This window comes from Amycolatopsis sp. WAC 04197, assembly GCF_003947475.1.
GTDB lineage: Bacteria > Actinomycetota > Actinomycetes > Mycobacteriales > Pseudonocardiaceae > Amycolatopsis > Amycolatopsis japonica.
This window is the reverse complement of sequence record NZ_QHJK01000001.1, coordinates 975,982-995,226: the sequence shown is the minus strand read 5'-3', so window position 1 is coordinate 995,226 and position 19,245 is coordinate 975,982. Positions and strand designations below refer to the sequence as shown.

Sequence of the window (19,245 nt, the reverse complement as noted above, 5' to 3'; positions counted from 1 at the left end):
TTCAGCGACTGGGGATGATCTTCGAGCTCGCCACGTAGTTCATGGCCTCGATGAACTTCGGATCGTTCATCCGTCGCTCCATCTCCGGATAGTCGAGATCGACCAGCCGGGTCTGGATCCACCACAGGTTGCCGAACGGGTCGAGGACCCGGCCGACACGGTCGCCGAAGAAGAGTTCGGTCTGCCTCGTCACTTCTTCGGCGCCCGCCTCGACGGCCCGGCGCTGCGTCTCCACGCTGTCCTCGACGTAGAGTCTCAGATAAGCCGGAGTGTCGACCCAGTCGTCCTGCGCGTCGAACAACATGACGACCGAGTCGCCGATCCGGACCTCCGCGTGCCCGATCTTCCCGCCCTCGACGTACACCGGTTCACCGATCGGCTCGGCGTCGAAGACGCGTTTGAGGAAGTCGATCACGCCCGCGGTGTCACGCGAGATGATCCACGGGGTGACCGAGTGGTAGCCGGCGGGAATCGGGTTGCTCATCTGAGTTCTCCTCAGTCGTCGTAAGCGATGAGAAGAACGCTAGAACCCGTATAGGACAGATCGTGTCCTAATGCGTCTTCAGCAGGAAAGGCGGCTGCGATTCCTGCCACTCCGGCATGTCCAGCGAGTTGAGCACCTCGACGATCCGCTTCTCTTCGTAGCGGAAATGCGTCTCCATGATCGCCGTGAGGCCGTCCAGTTCCCGTTGGACGTCGAGGATCTCGTCCTGACTCGACCCCGGGCCGACACCGGCGACCAGCTCTTCGAGCCGTTCGATGATCCCGGTCATCACCCCGTGGTCGTGCGCGAGCTCTTCGAGCGAAGGCCGCAATTCGGGGAATTTGTCCGCCAGCACAAGGAAAGCGCCACCGTCCTCGCCGGTGTGATGCCTCGTGAGCGCCGAGCAGAAGGTCAGGCAATGCGCGCGGAGATCGCGCAGCCGCTCGGCACGCCCCTCCGCGACCGACCCGAGGTCGTCGTGCAGCAGGGCCAGCTCTTTACGCAGCCAGTTGTGAACCTGAACGAGTTGATTTCCGAACGCCGTCAACCGGCCGTTCGTCCGAGAAGGGGTTTCCATGATTTCCCATGGTCCGGCGCCTCCATGCCCGCGACGGTCTCTTTGCCGGGTGCACTGCGACGCTGGCGCAACTTCAGCACACCCCCCGAGTGATCGTCAAGAGGGTTCAGCGGAAGTCACGGGACTTGGCGGTGATCCGCAACGGCAGATGCCGGATCTGTTCGGCGAGGACGTTCACCACCTCACCGGTGCGCTCGACCACGCCTCGGACCAGCAGCGCGGGACTGCCGCGGGCGACCCGGTGATAGCGCTGCCACACACCCATCGTGCAGATGACGTTGATCATCCCCGTTTCGTCTTCGAGGTTCATGAAGGTGACACCGCCCGCGGTCGCCGGCCGCTGGCGATGGGTCACGGCGCCCCCGGTCAGCACCTGGGCGCCGTGCGGGATCTCGCGCAGGCCCGCCGCGGTGACGACGCCGAGTTCGTCGAGGTGTTCCCGGATGAACTGGGTCGGGAAGCTGTCCGGTGACACCCCGGTGGCCCAGACGTCCGCGGCCGCGATGTCGATTTCGTCCATGCCCGGCAACATCGGCGCTTTGGCCCCGGTGATCAGCCCCGGCAGCTTCTCCAGGCTTTCGTCGGCGACCGCGCCCGCCGCCCAGAGCGCGCTCCGCCTGCTCTCGCCGAAACAACCGAACGCTCCGGCCGCGGCCAGCGCCTCGACCTGCGGTTTGGTCAGCCGCACCCGCCGGGCGACCTCCGCCAAATCCGCGAACGGGCCGTCCCGTTCCCGCTCCTCGACGATCTTCCGCGCCAGGTTCTCGCCGATCATCCGCACGGTGGACAGGCCGCCGCGCACGGCGAGCAGTTCTCCCCCGTCCGGCAAGGGTTCCAGCGTCGCGTGCGGGAGGCTCGCGTTGATGTCCGGGCCGAGCACGCGCACTCCGTGCCGCCGCGCGTCGGCGACCAGCGACTGCGGCGAGTAGAACCCCATCGGTTGTGCGCGCAGCAAACCCGCCAGGAACGCGTCCGGGTGGTAGTACTTGAAGTACGAACTCGCGAACACCAGCAGGGCGAAACTCAACGCATGGCTCTCCGGGAAGCCGAAATTCGCGAAAGCCTTGAGCTTGCCGAAGATCTTCTCCGCCAGCTCCCCGTCGACGTCGTTCCGCGCGGCACCTTCGAGGAAACGCCGTTTGAGCCTTTCCATCCGGTGTTCGGAACGTTTGGCACCCATGGCGTGGCGCAGCTGATCCGCCTCCGCCGGGGTGAAATCGGCGATATCGAGGACGATCTGCATCATCTGTTCCTGGAACAACGGGACGCCGAGCGTCTTCCCCAGCGCGTTGGCCAGTTTCGGATGGTCGAAATCCCATTTCTCCTGGCCGTTCTTCCGCCGGATGTAGGGATGCACCGAACCACCCTGGATCGGGCCGGGCCGGATGAGCGCGACCTCGACCGCCAGATCGTAGAACTTCTTGGGGCGCAAGCGGGGCAGTGTGGCCAGCTGCGCGCGGCTCTCCACCTGGAAGACGCCGATCGCGTCGGCACGGCAGAGCATTTCGTAGATGTTCTGATCCTTGAGATCCAATTCGGAGATGTCGACCTCTTCCCCTTTGTGGTCACGAACCAGATCGATCATATAGTGCAGGGCCGACAACATTCCGAGCCCGAGCAGGTCGAATTTGACCAGTCCGGCGGCGGCGCAGTCGTCCTTCTCCCACTGCACGACACTGCGATTCTCCATACGGGCCCATTCGATCGGGACCACCTCGCTCACCGGCTGTTCGCAGATCACCATGCCGCCGGAATGGATGCCCAGATGCCGGGGGAAGTCTTCGAGCGCGCAGGCCAGCTCCACGACCTCCTCCGGGATGTCGTGATCGTGGTCCTTCTCCGTGGCCCGCAACGCACCCCAGCGGTCGATCTGCTTGCTCCACGCGTCCTGCTGGCCGGGCGAGTACCCCAGTGCCCGCGCCGCGTCGCGGACCGCGGATCGCGCCCGGTAGGTGATCACGTTCGCCACCTGCGCGGTGTTCAGCCGCCCGTACTTCCGGTAGACGTACTGGATCGCCTCCTCGCGGCGATCGGATTCGATGTCGAGGTCGATGTCCGGGTAGCCGTCGCGTTCCGGGGCGAGGAACCGTTCGAAGAGCAGGCCATAGCGCACGGCGTCGACCTTGGTGATGCCGAGCGCGTAACAGACCGCCGAGTTCGCGGCCGAACCCCGGCCCTGGCAGAGGATGTCGTTCTTCCGGCAGAACCGCACGATGTCCCAGACGATCAGGAAGTAGCCGGGGAAACCCAGTTCTTCGATGATGTCCAGTTCGTGGTCGATCAGCTTCCGGGCCTTCTCGCGGTACTCGGCGTCTTTGTTCTTCTCGTGCTCCTTCGCGCCCTCGTAGGTGAGCTCCCTGAGGTAGGACGCTTCGGTGTGTCCCTCCGGCACCTCGAACGGCGGCAGCTTCGGTTCGATGTGGTGGAGTTCGAACGCGCACTCCCGGCCGAGCAGCGCCGCCCGCTGCACCGCGCCCGGATACCGCGCGAAGATCTCGGCCATCTCCTCCCCCGACCGCAGGAACGCCGTCCCGGCGGCGGGCAGCCAGCCCTCCATGTCCTCCAGGCCCCGCCGGGCGCGAATGGCACTGAGCGCGTCGGCGAGCGGTGCCCGCTCCGGCCGGGCGTAGTGCGCGGCCGTGGTCGCCACCGTCGGCAGGCCGAACTCGTCGGCCATCTCGCTCAGCAGGTCGTTGTGCGTGCTGTCCAAGGGAAGACTGTGGTCGATGAGTTCGACATAGACGTTTTCCCGGCCGAAGCAGTCGATGAGTTCCTTCAACCGCACCACGGCCGCGGCAGGGCCTTCGGTGACGAGCGCCTTGCGCACCGCGCCCTTGCGGCAGCCGGTGAGCACGACGCACTTCCCGCGCACCTCTTCGGCGACCGCGCGCAGGTCGTAGACCGGCCTGCCCTTCTCCGCCCTTTCCTTGGGGGACAACGACCGCCGGTCGAAGCCGTGCAGCTGGCCGGCGGTGATCGCCCGGTTCAGGCTCAGATAGCCGTCCTTCTGCTTGGCCAGCAGGAGCAGATGCTCGCCCTCGGGATCGGCGAACCCGTTCTGCGGGCCGGACAGCCCGAAACTGAGCTCCGTGCCGAAAACGGTGTGCACGCCCAGTTCCCTCGCCGCTTCGGCGAAGCGCACCACGCCGTACATGCCGTCGTGATCGGTGAGCGCGATCGCGTCCAGGCCCAGCCGCGCGGCTTCCTCCACCAGTTCCTCGGGATGGCTCGCGCCGTCGAGGAAGCTGAAGTTCGAATGGCAGTGCAGTTCGGCGTACGGCACCCGGCGCGCGGTGGCGCCGTCGTCGTCACCGATCAGCCCGGTCAGATCCGCGGGCCGCTGGTATCCCTGCCGCTTCGCACTCCACGCGGGGCTGTCACCGCCGTCGCCGGGCGGTACCTCACCCGCGAGCTCGCGGGCGAGGTCCTTCCATGGCCGCGGAGGATTGTTCCAGCCCATCGGTCACCGGTTCTCGGTCGAGCGTCTCGGCGCGGGGACGAACACTTCCGCGCGCGGGACGCACGCCGCCCAGGCCGAATCCAGCTCGGCACGTTGCACCGGGATGGCCGGCTCCTCCAGCCATCGCCGCACCAGCCGCGTGTACTCCTCGTCCATGTTCAGTCGTACTTCCCTTCCAGTGTCCACATCGGATTCTTGTGGTGCTCGAAGCGGAGCAGCACCGCTTCCTCGGCGTCCTGCCCGTCGGCCAGCAACACCTGCAACCGCATCCGCGTCCCCGACCGGGCGTGTCCCGCGCCGGCCCGGACACCGACGAACCACGGCCCCGCCCAAGCGAGGACCTCGCGCGGCTCACCGCCCTCGAAGCTCACGAGGTACGGCGCGGCGGTGACCCGGCGCCGCGCGGTGATCTCCACGACGCGCCCGTTCTCGTCCAGCACCTGGGCGGGCACCGGCCGGGCGAACACCGTCGCCGGGGAGGGCGACGGAAGCCTTCCGGCCCAGTTCGCGTCCGCTTGCGCCGTCTTCTCCCGCCTGTCGCCCCACGGCACCAGCCGGACCCGCTCGGCGGGGCCGTGGCCGCCGTCGAGCACCGCGGTGAAGACGCTCTCCGGGCCGAGCAATCCCTGCACCCGCACCAGGGCACGACCGGCGCGCTCGCCGGACAGGTCCTCGTCCTCGATGGACGGCCGCAGGACACCCGCCGCACCCGCCTGCCACAACCCGAGCTGCAGCGACCGGCCTTCGACCGTCTCCTCCGGTTCCAGCCGAAGCCGGACGACCCCGGAATGGGGACGATCCTTGGCTTTCAGCCAGCCTTCGAACTGCCAGCGCACCCTGTCCGCGACGCCGAGCGGCGTCAGCGGTTCGGCGCAACGCCACACCCGGCCGAGCTGTTCGCCGGTCTCGGTGGTGGCGTAGATGCCGAGCCGGGTGCAAGCCAGCCCGTACGCGGCGAGCCCGGCATGGAAGCGTTCGCCGAGCCCTTTCGCCACGAACGCGGCGGCGTCGACCCGGTCGATCGGCGGGTCGAACGCCTTCGCGAGCGAGAGCTCCGGTGGCGGACGGCGGCGCGACGGCGGACGTTCGGACCGTCCTCGTGCCAGCCGATGCGCGAGCACCCCCTCCATTCCGAACCGCGCGGAGACGTCACTTTCACCGAGCGCCGCGAAAGCGCCCAGCGTCTGCAGGCCGAGCTGCTTGAGCAAGGTGACCAGCTCGGCGCGGCCGGCCTCGGGCTGATCGAGTTCGCGGATGGGCAGCGGGGCCAGGAATTCCGCCGTCCCACCGGGTTCGACCAGCGTCGACCGGCGGGCGGCGAGCGTCGCGGCGAACAGGCCGTCGGCCACGCCGACCTGACTCTCCACGCCCGCCGCCACCGACACCTCGTCCACCAGTCTTTCGAGGAGGCCGTGCTCACCGCCGAAGTAACCGGCCGCGCCGTCGACCGGGACGGCGACGATCCCCGGGCGCACCACCTCGACCCCGACGGCCAGCTCTTCCACCGCCCGTGCGACGGATTCGAAGAGCCGGGCGTCGCGACCTTCGTCCTCCCCGAAGACCGCCAGCTCCGGACAGCAGGACTGGGCCTCGCGCCGCCGCATCCCGCGGCGGACGCCGTAGCCCCTGGCCACCGCGGTGCAGGCGACCACGCGGTTCGCCGAGAAGACCGCGGCCGGGCGGCCGACGGGTTCGCCCGCGACGGCCGCGGCGGCGACCGCGGGCCAGTCCGGGCACCACAGGACGAGCATGCGCACCGGCGGGTTCATGCCGTCCCCCATGCGGTCGTGGGGAACTCGGCCCGCTCGACCTCGCCCTCGCCGGGAAAGCGCAGCAAGGCCGACATCGGCCGGGCGGCCGCACCCCGGCCGCCTGCCCGCACTTCCACCTCACGGGCGCGCAGATAACCCGCGCCGCCGCCGGTGAAACCCGTCCAGCGCGAACGACGACAGCTCAGCTCGACCTCCGCGCCGGGCCAGGAACCCAGCGAAAGCAGCACCGAACCGCGGTTGCGCGCGCGGGCGGACAGCCTTCTCGCCACGTCGGGCCGGGCGAGCCCCGGACCGACGACCACGAGATCGAAACCGTCCAGCAAGGCCGCGGTCACCGCCGGGAACTCGGCACCGGGACGGGGGACCAGCGCCAGCCTGCCCACCTCGACCCCGAGTTCCGCGGCGGCGACCACCCCGAGCGCGGGCAGGCCGACCGCGACCGCCCACGCACCGCCGGCGGTCGCGGCGGCCAGCAGGGTGAGCATCAGTGACGTGGACCCCAGCACCGAAACGGTGCTCCCGCGCCGGAGCCCCGCGGCGGGCAGCAGACCGGACAACGCCGGGGACACCGGGAGCACCCTTCCCGTCGTCCTCGCGTGTTCGGCCACGGAAGCCACGCCACTGGCCGTGCTCACTCCTGGCAAGGCCGCCAGCCTCGCCAACGGCAAGGCCCGCGCCTCGACCACCTCCGCTGTCACCGGACCTCGCCTCCCCACGACACCTAGACCGTCCTTTGTGGACGGCACCGGCGTGCCACGGGGAAGGCGGCACTTCGAACGCTTGTTCGATACCTCCAGTAGACCGGGTGGCGCAGCGGTTGTCAAGCGAGCCGGAACGATCACCGGAGTCCGTCACCTGCCACCCAAGCGGTGTGGCCGAGCGCTTCCGTTGTCCCATTACTGTTCACCGACCATCACGAGTGGAAAGCCGGACAATGGGCGCATGGGGCACCGGACCGTTCGACAATGACACCGCCGCCGACTTCGCAGGCGACCTGGATGACGTAGCTGAAGCCCAACGCCCAGAGGTCATCCGGCACGCGCTTGCCAAGGCCGCGAAGGAAACCGGGTATCTCACTGCGGCGGTCGCGGAAATCGCCGTCGCCGCCGCCGCACTGGTCGCCGCTCAGTGTCCTGCCGGCGAGCCGGTCGACCCACACTACGGACCCAAGCAAGCCGTGCCTCCGCTGCCGGCCGACCTGCAAGCGCTCGCCACGCGAGCACTCGACCGAGTGCTCGCCGACGGCTCGGAAATCACAGAGCTGTGGCACGACACCGACACCCGGCAACTCTGGTCAGATCAGATCGAAAAGCTACGTCACACCATCAGCCCTGCCGGCGGTGACAGCTGTCGCGATCCGTCGCCCTAGCCGGAACGATCACCGGACCTGTCACGTCCGAGACCGGGGGTCTTCCCGTCAGGAAAGGAAAACCGCAGTGGACGACGCTTGGCCCGAGACGGTGAACGGCTGGGAACTCGCCAGGGAAGGCCATATCGAGAACTACCGCAAACGCCTGGCCAACCGGGTCACGGTCACCGCGATGTGGGAGAACGGAACCGGGCGGGGCCGGGTGGACGCCCGCACCGAGCCGCTGGGCGGCGGCCGGACACTGACCAGCAGCCGCAAGGACTTCCGGGACAAGGACGCGTTCTGGACCGCCGCGACGTGCGTGCTGGAGATGGCCGCGAACCTGCCGTCGCTGGACTGGCACACGAGCCCGGCGCCCACGGCGCTGGCCGGGACCGTGGCGGGCATGGTCGAGGCGGAGCCCGGCACCAGCGGCCACCCGGAGGCCGAACTGACGTTCACGTTGACCGAAGGGCACACCGTGACGCTGGTCATGACCGACGAACAGGCCTTCGACCTGAGCAACAGCATCTCGCGGCTCGATCACCACGTCTGGTCCGAAGAACGCGAAGACGAAGAAGAGGATGAAGACTACGAGGACTACGACGAACCCGTCGCCGTCGAAGAAGTTCCTGACGTCAGCGAAGTCCGGTCCGGACCGGACAGCGGGCACGACCTGGTCACGGTTCTGGAGGAACGGTTCGGCGTCACCGAGGACAACCTGCTGGCGCACGTCGACTGGTCCGCGCTCATCGTGGTGGGTGAACCCGAGGTGAGCTCCCTCATCGAACGGGGTGGCGAGCTGACCGACGCGGTCGCGCCGCGGTGGTATCCGGTCGTGGCGGACCGGCCCGGTGAGCGCTGGGTCGTCCTGAAGCGCACCGGCCTGCGCTACCAGGGGGAATGAACGGCGGTTTCTGTCATTCTGGACGCCATGCCCTCGCCAGCCTTGCGCCGCGCCCTGACCGATCCCGGTGAGCCACCGCTTCGCCCGTTGCCGGACGAGGTGAGCGGACTGCTGGAAGAGCTGGCCGCGCCCCCGCGGCTGGCCGCGCATCTGCGCGCGGTTCACGACGTGACGTGTGCACTGGCCGACTGGTTGGAGAAGCAACACCCGGAAGTGGTCTTCGACCGCGAAGCGACCCTCTTCGGCGCGGCCGTCCACGACATCGGCAAGACGATCCACCGTGAAGAGTTGTCCGGACCCGGCTCCGCTCACGAGCAGGCCGGTTACGAACTCCTTGTCTCCCGGGGGATCGCCGAGAACCGCGCGCGTTTCGCGCGGACACACGCCGCTTGGAGGGCGGACGTCGGTGTCGAAGATCTCCTCGTGAGCGTCGCGGACAAGGTGTGGAAAGCGAAGCGGGTCACCGACCTCGAACAGGCCCTCGTCGACCGTCTCGCCGTCGCGACCGGACAGCTGCCGTGGGAGATCTTCTTGGGGCTGGACGACGTCCTCGACCGGATCGCGGCCGACGCCGACGGTCGGCTGGCATTCCAAGCCTGCCATCCCGTCGGCGACCGGTCTCAGACGGCACGGGGAAGCGGATCCGGGTGATACCGCCGGAAAGCGGGTGCCGCAGTACCCGGCTCACCGTGCATCCAGTCGTAGAGGAAGCGGAACTCCGGGCCGAACCGGTTCGCCTCGGCGTTCAAGCGTTCCGGTGACGTCGAGGGCCAGCGACCGGTTTCGACGCGGTCCCGCAGCACGCGCAACGCCGTCAGTTCTTCCGCGGCGGTGTGCTGGCAGTGCCCGCCGCGGTTCACGAACAGCTGCCGGATCCGGCCGGGATCGACGCGGTCGCCGTAGGTCCGCTCGTGTTCGGGGGCGACGCCGTCGCCGATCGGATGCAGCGTGACGACGGGCTGACGACCGCGCCCGGCCGGGGTCCCGACGCGGCCGAGCCATCGTTCGGCGGCTTTGTCGGCCTCGACCCGTGGCGCGGTCGCGAGCCGTGCCAAGTCGGCGTCGAGGTCCAGGCCCGCGTCTCGGTAGGCCTGGTCCACGAGGCCGCGTTCACTGGACCGGGTGAGCAGGCCGCGGTAATCCACACCGGTGTTCCCGGTCGGATTCCCGCCGGCCTGCGTCTCCAGATCGGCCCGATGCGCACCCCAGGCCAGCTGGTCGTAGACCGCTTGGACGAACTTCGTCTGCTGACGGATCTGCTCGGCGACGTCGGTGGAACGGGGATGATGCGCCGTCGACCAGCCGGGGACGTCGGCGAACGCGTTGGCGAGAGCGAGCCGCGCCCGTCCATCGGGTGATTCCAGCGCGTTCGCGATCACCTGATGGGCTTTCGCGAGATTCGCTCCCGGGTCGGTGATGCGGACGATCTCCAGCTCGGGCGCCAGCAGAGTCCGGACCGTGAACCCCAGATCGAGCGCCTGGCCGAACAACGCGGCTCCGCCCGCGGCGGGACCGCACATCGCCAGCACGCCGTCGATCCGGTGCGGGAGCCGCTCGGACAGCAGGACCGCGTTGAGCCCGCCGCCGGAAGCTCCCCAGGTGAGCACCTGATCCGGGCGGCCGACGTTGCGGTCGAACCAGAACAGCAGCGCCGTCTGATCGTGAACGGCTTCACGGGCCGAGAAGCCGTTCGGCTTGCTGTAGAGCGACGCGGCCAACGCGTATCCCTCGCCGAGGAGGACGGGTTTCGCCTCCGCCCGGTTGGCGAGTTCGATCTCCTCGGGAACGTAGCCCGGCGGATAGATCCCGTGGTTGTACAGCAACAACTTGCCGTTCCAGTTCGACGGCACCTCGACCCGGTACCGGGCACCCTCGATCGTTCCGGTGTGCACGTGGACGTCGTCCGTGCCGATGGCGGGCGCACCGGTGACGATCAGCGCGGCGGCCAGGATTCCTGTCAGTGTCATGGCGGAAATGCTGGCAGCGCGGGGCGTCGCGGGAATCCGTCGAGACGCGGCTTCTCGCCTACGCTTCCCGGCGTACGAGCGCTTCCGCCAGCTCGACGACGATCCCCGCCGGGCCGCGCACGTAGCAGAGCCGGTAGCTGTCCTCGTACCGCACCAGCTCGCCGACGAGCGTGGCGCCGTGCGGCCGCAACCGTTCGAGGGTCGCGTCGATGTCCTCCACCGAGAACACGAAGTGACTGATACCGGGCGTGTTCATCGGCGCGTGCGGATCACCTTCCGGCCCTTCCGGCGTGTGGTACTTGATCAGCTCCACTCCGCCGTGGCCGTCCGGCGGCCGCAGCACGGCGATATCCGTGCGGACCCCTTTCAACCCGGTGATGCGATCGACCGCGTCGCCTTCGAGCGACGCCTCGCCTTCCAATTCGAGACCGAGCGCGAGGAAGAACGCCTTGGCCGCTTCGAGATCGTGGACGACGGCACCGATGTGTTCCAGCTTCATGATCGCCTCCGTTCAGGCGCTCTGGCGGCGGATGAGCTCTTCGACGGCGGTGGGCAGCGTTTCCTCGAAGTCGATGAGCTTGACCCAGGTCGGGGTCATCACGATGCGGACCATGCTGTCGTAGAGCGATTTCACGTTCACTTCCCACTCGGCCCGCTGCTCCGGCGTCATCTCGTAGGTGCCGTTCCACTGCATGTACTCGTCGGGGATGCCGTCGACGTAGTCCAGCTCGACGGTGCCGCGCAGGAGCAGGATCTTCGGCGGGTGCGATTCGGTGTCGATCGTCAGCGCGACGGCCGGGTTGCGGCGCAGCGACGCCAGCTTCGGCGCGTTGGTCGAAGTGCACATGACGATCTCCGTGCCGTTCCAGTGGATGCTGATCGGGATCGCCCGCGGCGTGCCGTCGAGCGCGGTGTAGGCCAGCCGGGCCATGTCGCGGGCCAGGAGTTCCTGGGCGTACGGGCGGTTCAGGATCTCGTCGATCGTGCTCTGCTGCATGTCTCTCTCCTCGGGTCGCCGTCTTCGCGGACACCCCGGGGACGCCGCTGTCCGCCGCACTTCGACATCGCGAAAATGTGACCCGCATCACTCCATCTCAAACTCGGCGAACCAACGGCCCGCCCTGGCTCCGCACCGCCCGTCCGGGGCCCGGCCCGACGGACCGGAGGTCGGTCAGAGAGACTGGGGGCCAGTGCCCGCCCTCTCGACCTGGAGCCTTTTATGCCGCAAGGGACCGTCCGCTGGTTCGACGCCGAACGGGGTTTCGGCTTCCTCGCCCCCGAGGACGGCTCGCCGGACGTGTTCGTGCACGCCTCCGAGATCGTCGGGGACGGCGGCGCGAAAGTGCTCCGCGAGGGTCAGGCCGTCGTGTTCGAGGTCGGCGAGAACGACCGCGGGCCCCAGGCGCTGCGCGTTCGCGTCACCGCCGATGCGGCCGCCGACAGCGCCGTGGGCCTGCTCGGCACCGTCAACTGGTACGAGCCGGGCAAGGGGTACGGCTTCGCGTCGCCGGACGGCGGCGGCGCCGACGTCTTCGTGCACAGCTCCGCCATCGTGACCGGCGGCGTGGTCACCGAGGGGCAGCGGGTGGCCTTCCTGATCGTCGAAGGCGAGCGCGGCCCGCAGGCCGGGCACGTGATCCCGCTGGGACCAGGGGCCGGCTCACCCGCTGCGGCTGGTATCGCGGACGGTGCCGACGGCACGGTGGCCTGGTACGACGAGGACAAGGGCTTCGGCTTCATCAACCCCGACTCCGGCGCCGGGGACGTCTTCGTTCACGCCCGGGCCCTGGCCGAGGGGCTGACGTGGCTCGCGGAGGGCGACCGCGTCGCCTACGAGGTGACCAGCGGGGACAAGGGCCCGCAGGCCCGCGACGTGCACCTGGTCCGGGGCGCCGAGCCCCAGACGGCGCCGCGGCGGTCGGCACCTGCCGCGGCGGCGCGGGACGTGCCAGTGCGAGGCGGCGAGGGCGTCGTCGCGCGCTACGACGACGACCGCGGCTTCGGCTTCATCACCCCGGACGCGGGCGGCGACGATCTCTTCGCCCACGCGTCCGTGATCATGGGGTCGGAGCCGCTGCGGAAGGGTGACCGGGTCCGGTACACGGTGCGTCAGAGCGACCGGGGCCCGCAGGCCGACCGCGTCGAACGCCTCTGAAGAGGCAGCCCCACCGAAGGCTGATCACTTCCCGGCGGTAGTCGTAGCGAGCTAAATGCGGTCCGGTTGTCGAAAGCGCCCCTAGCCAGGCGTCGCTCTCATGAAGGCACAAGAGAGAGGACAGTCATGGCGAAGGAATCCGAGGTCCGCTTCGAGGGCTTCATGCCCACCACTCCCGCCGACACCTGGGCCGCGATCACCACCGCCAGCGGCGGCTGGCTCTGGCCGATCCAGTACGAACCCCGCGACGGCGGCGCCGAGTCCGGCCTCACCCCCAACGGCGGCATGGTGACCGTCTGGAAGCCGTCGCGGCGCTTCGTCACGTACGCGGAAGACGAGACCGGCTGGTTCAACACGCTCGAATACGTCCTCGAACCGAAAGACGGAGGCACGTACCTGCGCTACGAGCACACCACCGTCCTCGACGACTGGGACGTCGAATACGACGCGTGCGAGCAGCACACGGCGTTCTATCACCACTCGCTGGGCGAGTACCTGACGCACTTCAACCGGCGTCAGGCGAAGTACTTCAAGGCCGATGCGCCCGACGCGTCGAAGGCTCCGGAGGCGTTCGGGACCGTGAAGGCGGCTCTAGGCGCGAAAGCTGTAGGCGACCGGGTGCATCTCGAAGTCGCCGACGTCGAAGGTGTCGTCGACTACCTGACGCCGGCCTTCATCGGCGTCCGGACCGAAGACGCGCTGTACCGCTTCTACGGCCGGAACGTCTGGGGCTGGCCTGTGGGCATCGGGCACCACCTGTTCGCCGAAGACGCCGACGCGGACAAGGCCGCGAAGGCGTGGACAGCCTGGCTGAACGGCCTGTACGCCTAGCGGGGCAGGTTCTTCACGAGTTCGGCGCCCACGGATTTCGCCACTTCAGCGGACTCCGCGGGCGGGATCGGCGAGTTCGTGAAGAACCCCTTGTCCCAGCCCTTGTAGGTGACGAGGACGACGTACACGCCCTGGATGACCCGCAGTTCGGCGCCGCTGAAGGCGCTGTCGGTGTCGAGAGAGACGAGGACCGCCTTCTCCCCGATGCCCTGCACCTGCTGCTGGCGCTCGGACGGCGCGGCCGATCCGGTGGACGACTCGGCCGCGCGCTTCTCGGCGTCCGGGCCCTCGTGGCGGTAAATCATGACCTGGAGGGCGCGGTCGTGGACGTTGTCGCTCTCCGGCGGCAGCCAGGAACAGCCCTGCTGCTTGGTGACGATCTCGCCCGCTTTGATCTCGTTGTCGCGGACGCCCTGGAAGCTGGTGGTGAACGTCTTGTTCAACAGCCCTGGGGAGACGGCGCACTCGGCGGGCGGCTGCTGTGAGACCGGCGCCTTGCCGACCGAGGAGTAGTACTCCGACCCGAAGATGGCGCCGGGGATGCCCAGCCCGAGAAGGACCACGACACCCACGATCACGCCGACGATCAGCCCGGTCTTTTTCTTCTTGGGCGGCTGCCCGTAGCCGGGCGGGCCATAGCCGGGCGGCGGACCGTATCCGGGACCGGCGGGCGGGCCGTAACCCGGCTGCTGTCCGTAGCCCGGCTGACCTCCCTGCCCAGGCGGCGGGCCGTAACCCGGCCCCTGGCCGTACCCCTGCGGCGGCTGGTGCACCGATCCTCCCCTGGCGACTCACGTACGTCCGCGTCGCGTTTAGCCCGCTAAAGGCGACATGCGCCCGGACCTGCGTTTCGCGGGCTAAACGCGATCCGGGGCCAGCATGGCACGAACCCCCGGACCCGGGGCACCGGGAACGCCCGCGGGCACCCCCGGATCGCGATTAGGGGGCTAAACGCAGGTCCGCGCGCGGATCGCGTTTAGCCCGCTAAACGCAGGTCGGCTCAGTGGGCGAAGTGCCGCGTGCCGGTGAGGTACAGGGTGACCCCGGCGGCCTCGGCGGCGGCGATGACCTCGGCGTCGCGGATCGAGCCGCCCGGCTGGACCACGGCGCGGACGCCGGCCTCCAGCAGGACCTCGAGCCCGTCCGGGAACGGGAAGAAGGCGTCCGAAGCGGCGACGGAGCCCTTCGCCCGATCCCCGGCCCGCGAGACCGCGAGCCGCGAGGAGTCGACCCGGTTGACCTGGCCCATGCCGACGCCGACGGTCGCGCCGTCGTTCGCCAGCAGGATCGCGTTCGACTTCACCGCGCGCAGCGAACGCCACGCGAACTCGAGGTCGGCCAGCGTCCGCTCGTCGGCGGGCGCGCCGGTCGCCAAGGTCCAGTTCGCCGGGTCGTCGCCCTCGGCGGCGATCGTGTCGACGGTCTGCACCAGCATGCCGCCCGAGATCGGCCGGAACTCGATCGGATCCGGCGACGTGATCGCGGGCAGCTTCAGCAGCCGCACGTTCTTCTTGCGCCGCAGGATCTCGAGCGCCTCGGCGTCGAAGTCCGGCGCCAGCACGACCTCGGTGAACACCTCGGAGATCTGCTCGGCGGCCTCGCGGCTCACCGGCCGGTTGGTCGCGATCACCCCGCCGTACGCCGAAACCGGGTCGCACGCGTGCGCCTTCCGGTGCGCCTCGGCGATGTCCTCGCCGACCGCGATCCCGCACGGGTTGGCGTGCTTGATGATCGCGACGGCCGGGGCATCGAAGTCGTAGGCGGCGCGGCGCGCGGCGTCGGTGTCGACGTAGTTGTTGTACGACATGGCCTTGCCGTGCAGCTGTTCCGCGTGCGCGAGGCCGGGCCGCCAGTGCTTGTACAGCGCGGCCTTCTGGTGCGGGTTCTCGCCGTAGCGCAGCACGTCGCCGCGCTCCCACGAAGCGCCGGTGAAGTCCGGGAAGCCGGAGTCGTCCGCGGGCGCGTAGACGTTGGCGAACCACGCGGCGACGGCGGTGTCGTACGCCGCCGTGTGCGCGTAGGCCTGCGCGGCGAGCCGCTTGCGGTCGGCCAGCTCGAAACCGCCCGCCGCGACGCGCTCCAGCACCCACTCGTAGCGCGACGGGTCGACCACGACGGCGACGCTGTTGTGGTTCTTCGCCGCGGCACGCACCATCGCCGGACCGCCGATGTCGATGTTCTCGACACAGTCCTGGAGGCTCGCGCCCGAGGCGACGGTCTGCGTGAACGGGTACAGGTTGACCACGAGCAGGTCGAACGGCGCGATGTCGAGCTGCTTGAGCTGCTCGACGTGCTCCGGACGGTCACGGTCGGCCAGCAGACCGGCGTGCACGCGCGGGTGCAGCGTCTTGACCCGGCCGTCGAGGGACTCGGGGAACCCGGTGACCTCCTCGACCGGCGTCACCGGCACCCCGGCGTTCGCGATGACCTTCGCCGTGCCGCCGGTCGACACGATCTCGACACCCGCCGCGTGCAGCCCGGTGGCGAGTTCGAGCAGGCCGGCCTTGTCCGAGACGCCGATCAGCGCACGCCGGACGGGACGCTGTCCCTGTGCGGTACTCACGAAAACCTCACCTTTCGTCCCTCGACCGAGCACCCGCTCCGGCCAAGTTTCTCGATCGTTTCCACCAGGAGCCTGCGTTCCACGGCCTTGATCCGCTCGTGCAGGACGTTTTCGTCGTCGTCGGGCTCCACGATCACCGGCTCCTGCGCGATGATCGGCCCGGTGTCGACCCCGGCGTCGACGAAATGGACCGTCGACCCGGTGACCTTGACGGCCATCGCCAGCGCGTCGGCCACGGCGTGCGCGCCGGGGAACGACGGCAGCAGGGCCGGATGTGTGTTGATCACGCGGCCGGGGAACCGCGCGAGGAATTCGGCGCCGAGGATCTTCATGAACCCCGCGGAGACGACCAGGTCCGGCTGGTAGGCGGCGACGGCTTCGGTGATCGCCTTGTCCCAAGCCGCGCGATCCGGATGGTCGGCCATCCGCACGGTGAACGACGGCACGCCGGCGCGTTCGGCCCTGGTCAGCGCCGCGACCCCGGTGCGGTCCGCCCCGACGGCGACCACCTTCGCCGGGAAGTTCGGCTTTTCGACGGCGTCGAGCACGGCTTGCAGCAGCGTGCCGGAACCGGACGCGAGGACGACGAGCTTCACCGGAGTGGGCAGGTCCAACCGACTAGCCAGAACGGGCTCCTTGCCACGGCGGTACGCACTCGGGCGTACGGCGCTTCACCTGGTCGCGACAACCCTAACGGTCGTCGCCGGGGGCGCTTTCGTCGCCGGACCCGTCGGTGGACTCGGTCACAGCGTCGTCCTGCTCGGGCTCGGTTTCGGGCTCCGGTTCCTCCGGGACTTCGTCGGTGTCCTCGCCCAGCTCCCCGGCGAGTTCCGCTTCGGCCTCTTCGTCGAGTGCTTCGTCTTCGAGTGCTTCGGGTTCCTCGGCCGGTTCGGCTTCTTCTTCGACTTCGGTGATCTCTTCGACGTCGGGTTCACCCGGCGGTTCGGGGGCCTCGTGCGCTCCGGCGAAGAACGCGACGAACCCGCCGGGGACGACGATCCAGCAGAACGCGATCACGGACGCGACGCCGACCGGCACGCTGACCGGGTCGAACGGCCCGTCGCCGAGCCTGCCGCCGGAGACGGTCCCGAGGATGACGCAGCCGAACGCGACCAGCGCGCCCGCGACGGCGACCGCCCGCATCCGCAGCATCGGATCCTCGTCGATCGCGCGGATCCGCCAGCCGACCAGCGCACCGACCAACGCGGGCAGGAGCAGCAACGCGGGCCACCAGACGGCGTGGTGCGACGGGATCCCCGCCAGCACCGGCACCCCGGGCACCTGTCCTTCCTGGTAGCCGAACATGCCGACGGTCAGCGAGCCGACCGAGAAACCGGGCCCGGTGGTGAACGACAGCGCGGCGACGACCGCGTTCGGCAGGTAGGCCACGGAGAGCACGAACAGGCCGAAACTCGCACCGAAGCCCGGCTCGAACAGACTGTCCACAGTGGACCACGAGAGCGCGGTGGCCGCGGTGAAGACGACGGCGCCGCAGGCGATGAGGGCGGCCAGGCCGAGTGCGCCCGCCCGCAGGCCGTGGACGGCCACCGGGTCGAACCGGTCCCGGACCACGGCCGGAAGCCCGCAGACCTTGGCGACCCCGGCGACGGCAGCGAGCCCGGCCAGGAGTCCCGGCACGCAGAAAGCGGTCAGCGGGTTCACGTCGATCGGCGATCCACCGGCCGCCAGCGCGATCAGCACGCCGAACAGCGCGTGCGCCCCGGCGATCACCGTCACCACCGGGACGGCGTCCGCGGGGGTCCGGCCGCCGACACGGCGGGCGGCGCGCGCGGCCGCCCTCGCCACGAGCCAGCCGACGGCAAGCGTCGGCAGCAGCGGCAGCACGCCGAGCGGATGTCCGCCGAGGTCGAGTTCCACCTGCCACGAGGCGAGCCAGCCGGGGCCGGCGGCGAGCAGGGCGCCGGTGGCGGAGAACCGGGTCCGGTCGGCGGCGAACGAGACCACCGCGAGCACCGCCGCGATGGCGGTATAGGAGAAGAGCAGGGGCGCGCAGGCGGCGGCGAGCAACACACGAACCCGCTTCGCCCTGGAGACCTCCAGCTCGGGGACGAGGTCACTCACCGGCTCTTCGCCCGGCGGGCGTTCGTCGCGGGTGAGCAGCTTCATGAACCGCACCATGACATCCGGACTGGGCCGTCCGGGTGAGGCACGCCGCCGCCGGTCGGGGCACGTGGCCCAACCCACCCGGTCGGGTACCCCGGGAAAGAAAAACACCCGCTGTGACACGGAGAGTCACAGCGGGTGTTTTCGCGTTCGGCAGGTCAGCTCTGCTGGCCGAAACCACCGGGCGGCGTGCCCGGGTTCTGGCCGGGCTCCGACGACGAGGACGGCGGCTGCTGGAAGAACTGGCCCTGCTGCGGCGCGTACGTCGTGGCCTGCTGGCCCGGCGGCTGCGTCACCGGCGGCTGGAACCCGCCCGGCTGCGAGAACGGACCGGACTGCTCGCCCGGCTGCTGCCCCTGCTGGCCAGCGCCGGGGAACGGCTGGACCTGCGTGGCGGCCGGGCCCTGCTGACCCTGCTGGCCGAACGGACCCTGCGGGCCCTGCTGCGGGAACTGCTGGCTGTACGGGGCCTGCGGCGCCTGCTGCTGCGGCTTCGCGGCGGGCAGCTTGATGACGTCGTGTTCGAAGAGCAGCGCGGCGACCGCGACCAGCATCTGCAGGATGCCGAGGATCAGCACCACGGTGAGGATGCCAGGGACCGAGACGTCCTCACGACCGCTTCCGTAACCGATGACCAGGTCCAGCGCGCCGAAAGCGCCGATGACGCTGAACAACGCGGCGAACGGCAGCGTCTTCGGGCCGCGCGGCAGCGCGTGCAGGGCCGCGAGCAGACCGCTGACCAGGAGGAAGACCGAGACCTGCCCGGCGGCGTCGGCCTCGTCGGAGAAACCGATGAAGAACTGCACCAGGCCGAGGACGGTGACGGCGAGCGCGAGCAGCAACGCCAGGTTCAGCGGGGCGGCCGGTGACGGCGCCTGCTGCTGAGGGAAGGCCCCCGAGGCGGGGTTGGGGTGTTGCTGGCCGCCACCCTGCTGGGGGTAGCCGGGCCCACCGCTGGGATAGGACATCCGAATGCTCTCCTGTCGTTCGACCGGCACCCCGGGGCGCGCGGGACTCCCGGGACAAACGAGGCGGCTGTGATGCTCGAACGCTAGCG

19 protein-coding genes and 1 pseudogene are annotated in these 19,245 nt (G+C 69.6%); 6 read left to right on the top strand and 14 right to left on the bottom strand.

The genetic code is table 11. The features are described from left to right. Position 1: 1 nt before the first annotated feature. From DMC64_RS04975 to DMC64_RS04955, 6 genes are all read right to left on the bottom strand, one after another. Positions 2 to 484 carry a VOC family protein gene (locus DMC64_RS04975; protein WP_125732280.1) on the bottom strand — a complete coding sequence of 161 codons (483 nt, stop codon included), beginning with the start codon at positions 482 to 484 and terminating at the stop codon, positions 2 to 4. 67 nt (positions 485 to 551) lie between these two features. Further along, positions 552 to 1,061, bottom strand: a complete 510-nt coding sequence (locus DMC64_RS04970; RefSeq protein WP_037332496.1) for a hemerythrin domain-containing protein — start codon at positions 1,059 to 1,061, stop codon at positions 552 to 554. A gap of 106 nt (positions 1,062 to 1,167) precedes the next feature. After that, on the bottom strand, positions 1,168 to 4,521 hold the full coding sequence (locus DMC64_RS04965; protein WP_125732278.1) for an error-prone DNA polymerase: 3,354 nt from the start codon (positions 4,519 to 4,521) through the stop codon (positions 1,168 to 1,170). Positions 4,522 to 4,524: 3 nt separating this feature from the next. Continuing rightward, complete coding sequence (locus DMC64_RS42935) at positions 4,525 to 4,677, bottom strand: hypothetical protein (protein WP_199754879.1); 153 nt, start codon at positions 4,675 to 4,677, stop codon at positions 4,525 to 4,527. 2 nt (positions 4,678 to 4,679) lie between these two features. Further along, complete coding sequence (locus DMC64_RS04960) at positions 4,680 to 6,290, bottom strand: DNA polymerase Y family protein (protein ID WP_233629567.1); 1,611 nt, start codon at positions 6,288 to 6,290, stop codon at positions 4,680 to 4,682. Beyond that, the gene (locus DMC64_RS04955; protein ID WP_199754920.1) at positions 6,287 to 6,961 is read right to left on the bottom strand and encodes a hypothetical protein; all 675 of its coding nucleotides are present in this window, start codon (positions 6,959 to 6,961) and stop codon (positions 6,287 to 6,289) included. Before DMC64_RS04955 ends, DMC64_RS04960 begins: the two co-directional genes overlap by 4 nt. Before the next feature lie 203 nt (positions 6,962 to 7,164). Here DMC64_RS04955 and DMC64_RS04950 point away from each other — a divergent pair, with 203 nt between their 5' ends. The 3 genes from DMC64_RS04950 (at position 7,165) to DMC64_RS04940 (ending at position 9,199) form a co-directional block, all read left to right on the top strand. Beyond that, positions 7,165 to 7,662 carry a DUF4259 domain-containing protein gene (locus tag DMC64_RS04950; RefSeq protein ID WP_233629565.1) on the top strand — a complete coding sequence of 166 codons (498 nt, stop codon included), beginning with the start codon at positions 7,165 to 7,167 and terminating at the stop codon, positions 7,660 to 7,662. A gap of 67 nt (positions 7,663 to 7,729) precedes the next feature. Then, positions 7,730 to 8,548: a hypothetical protein gene (locus DMC64_RS04945; protein ID WP_125732276.1), complete on the top strand. Its 819-nt coding sequence runs from the start codon at positions 7,730 to 7,732 to the stop codon at positions 8,546 to 8,548. A 27-nt stretch (positions 8,549 to 8,575) separates the two neighbouring features. Continuing rightward, positions 8,576 to 9,199 (top strand): HD domain-containing protein, encoded by a 624-nt coding sequence (locus DMC64_RS04940; protein WP_125732274.1) that lies wholly within the window; start codon positions 8,576 to 8,578, stop codon positions 9,197 to 9,199. Here the strand turns inward: DMC64_RS04940 and DMC64_RS04935 are convergent. Genes DMC64_RS04935 through DMC64_RS04925 form a run of 3 tightly spaced genes read right to left on the bottom strand, consistent with a single transcriptional unit; the run spans position 9,169 to position 11,512 of the window. Beyond that, positions 9,169 to 10,515 carry a hypothetical protein gene (locus tag DMC64_RS04935; RefSeq protein ID WP_125732273.1) on the bottom strand — a complete coding sequence of 449 codons (1,347 nt, stop codon included), beginning with the start codon at positions 10,513 to 10,515 and terminating at the stop codon, positions 9,169 to 9,171. The two genes, DMC64_RS04940 and DMC64_RS04935, sit on opposite strands and share 31 nt — an antisense overlap. 58 nt (positions 10,516 to 10,573) lie before the next feature. After that, on the bottom strand, positions 10,574 to 11,014 hold the full coding sequence (locus tag DMC64_RS04930; protein WP_125732271.1) for a VOC family protein: 441 nt from the start codon (positions 11,012 to 11,014) through the stop codon (positions 10,574 to 10,576). Positions 11,015 to 11,026: 12 nt separating this feature from the next. Beyond that, positions 11,027 to 11,512 (bottom strand): pyridoxamine 5'-phosphate oxidase family protein, encoded by a 486-nt coding sequence (locus DMC64_RS04925; RefSeq protein ID WP_037332505.1) that lies wholly within the window; start codon positions 11,510 to 11,512, stop codon positions 11,027 to 11,029. A gap of 222 nt (positions 11,513 to 11,734) precedes the next feature. Here DMC64_RS04925 and DMC64_RS43190 point away from each other — a divergent pair. The 3 genes and pseudogenes from DMC64_RS43190 to DMC64_RS04915 form a co-directional block, all read left to right on the top strand. After that, positions 11,735 to 11,932 (top strand): annotated as a pseudogene (locus DMC64_RS43190) (cold-shock protein); the annotation flags it as partial. 30 nt (positions 11,933 to 11,962) lie between these two features. Further along, complete coding sequence (locus tag DMC64_RS43615) at positions 11,963 to 12,670, top strand: cold-shock protein (RefSeq protein WP_370323667.1); 708 nt, start codon at positions 11,963 to 11,965, stop codon at positions 12,668 to 12,670. A 126-nt stretch (positions 12,671 to 12,796) separates the two neighbouring features. After that, positions 12,797 to 13,501 carry an SRPBCC domain-containing protein gene (locus tag DMC64_RS04915; RefSeq protein ID WP_125732267.1) on the top strand — a complete coding sequence of 235 codons (705 nt, stop codon included), beginning with the start codon at positions 12,797 to 12,799 and terminating at the stop codon, positions 13,499 to 13,501. Here DMC64_RS04915 and DMC64_RS04910 read toward each other — a convergent pair. From DMC64_RS04910 to DMC64_RS04890, 5 genes are all read right to left on the bottom strand, one after another. Continuing rightward, positions 13,498 to 14,274 (bottom strand): hypothetical protein, encoded by a 777-nt coding sequence (locus DMC64_RS04910; protein ID WP_125732265.1) that lies wholly within the window; start codon positions 14,272 to 14,274, stop codon positions 13,498 to 13,500. The two genes, DMC64_RS04915 and DMC64_RS04910, sit on opposite strands and share 4 nt — an antisense overlap. Positions 14,275 to 14,501: 227 nt before the next feature. Continuing rightward, entirely contained in the window at positions 14,502 to 16,064 is a 1,563-nt protein-coding gene (purH, locus tag DMC64_RS04905; protein WP_125732263.1) for a bifunctional phosphoribosylaminoimidazolecarboxamide formyltransferase/IMP cyclohydrolase, read from the bottom strand. After that, positions 16,061 to 16,678, bottom strand: a complete 618-nt coding sequence (gene purN, locus DMC64_RS04900) for a phosphoribosylglycinamide formyltransferase (protein WP_037332511.1) — start codon at positions 16,676 to 16,678, stop codon at positions 16,061 to 16,063. Before purN ends, purH begins: the two co-directional genes overlap by 4 nt. A gap of 76 nt (positions 16,679 to 16,754) precedes the next feature. Next, the gene (locus DMC64_RS04895) at positions 16,755 to 18,203 is read right to left on the bottom strand and encodes a DUF6350 family protein (RefSeq protein WP_125732261.1); all 1,449 of its coding nucleotides are present in this window, start codon (positions 18,201 to 18,203) and stop codon (positions 16,755 to 16,757) included. A gap of 143 nt (positions 18,204 to 18,346) precedes the next feature. Next, complete coding sequence (locus tag DMC64_RS04890) at positions 18,347 to 19,156, bottom strand: DUF5336 domain-containing protein (protein ID WP_037332514.1); 810 nt, start codon at positions 19,154 to 19,156, stop codon at positions 18,347 to 18,349. Between the last annotated feature and the right edge of the window lie 89 nt (positions 19,157 to 19,245).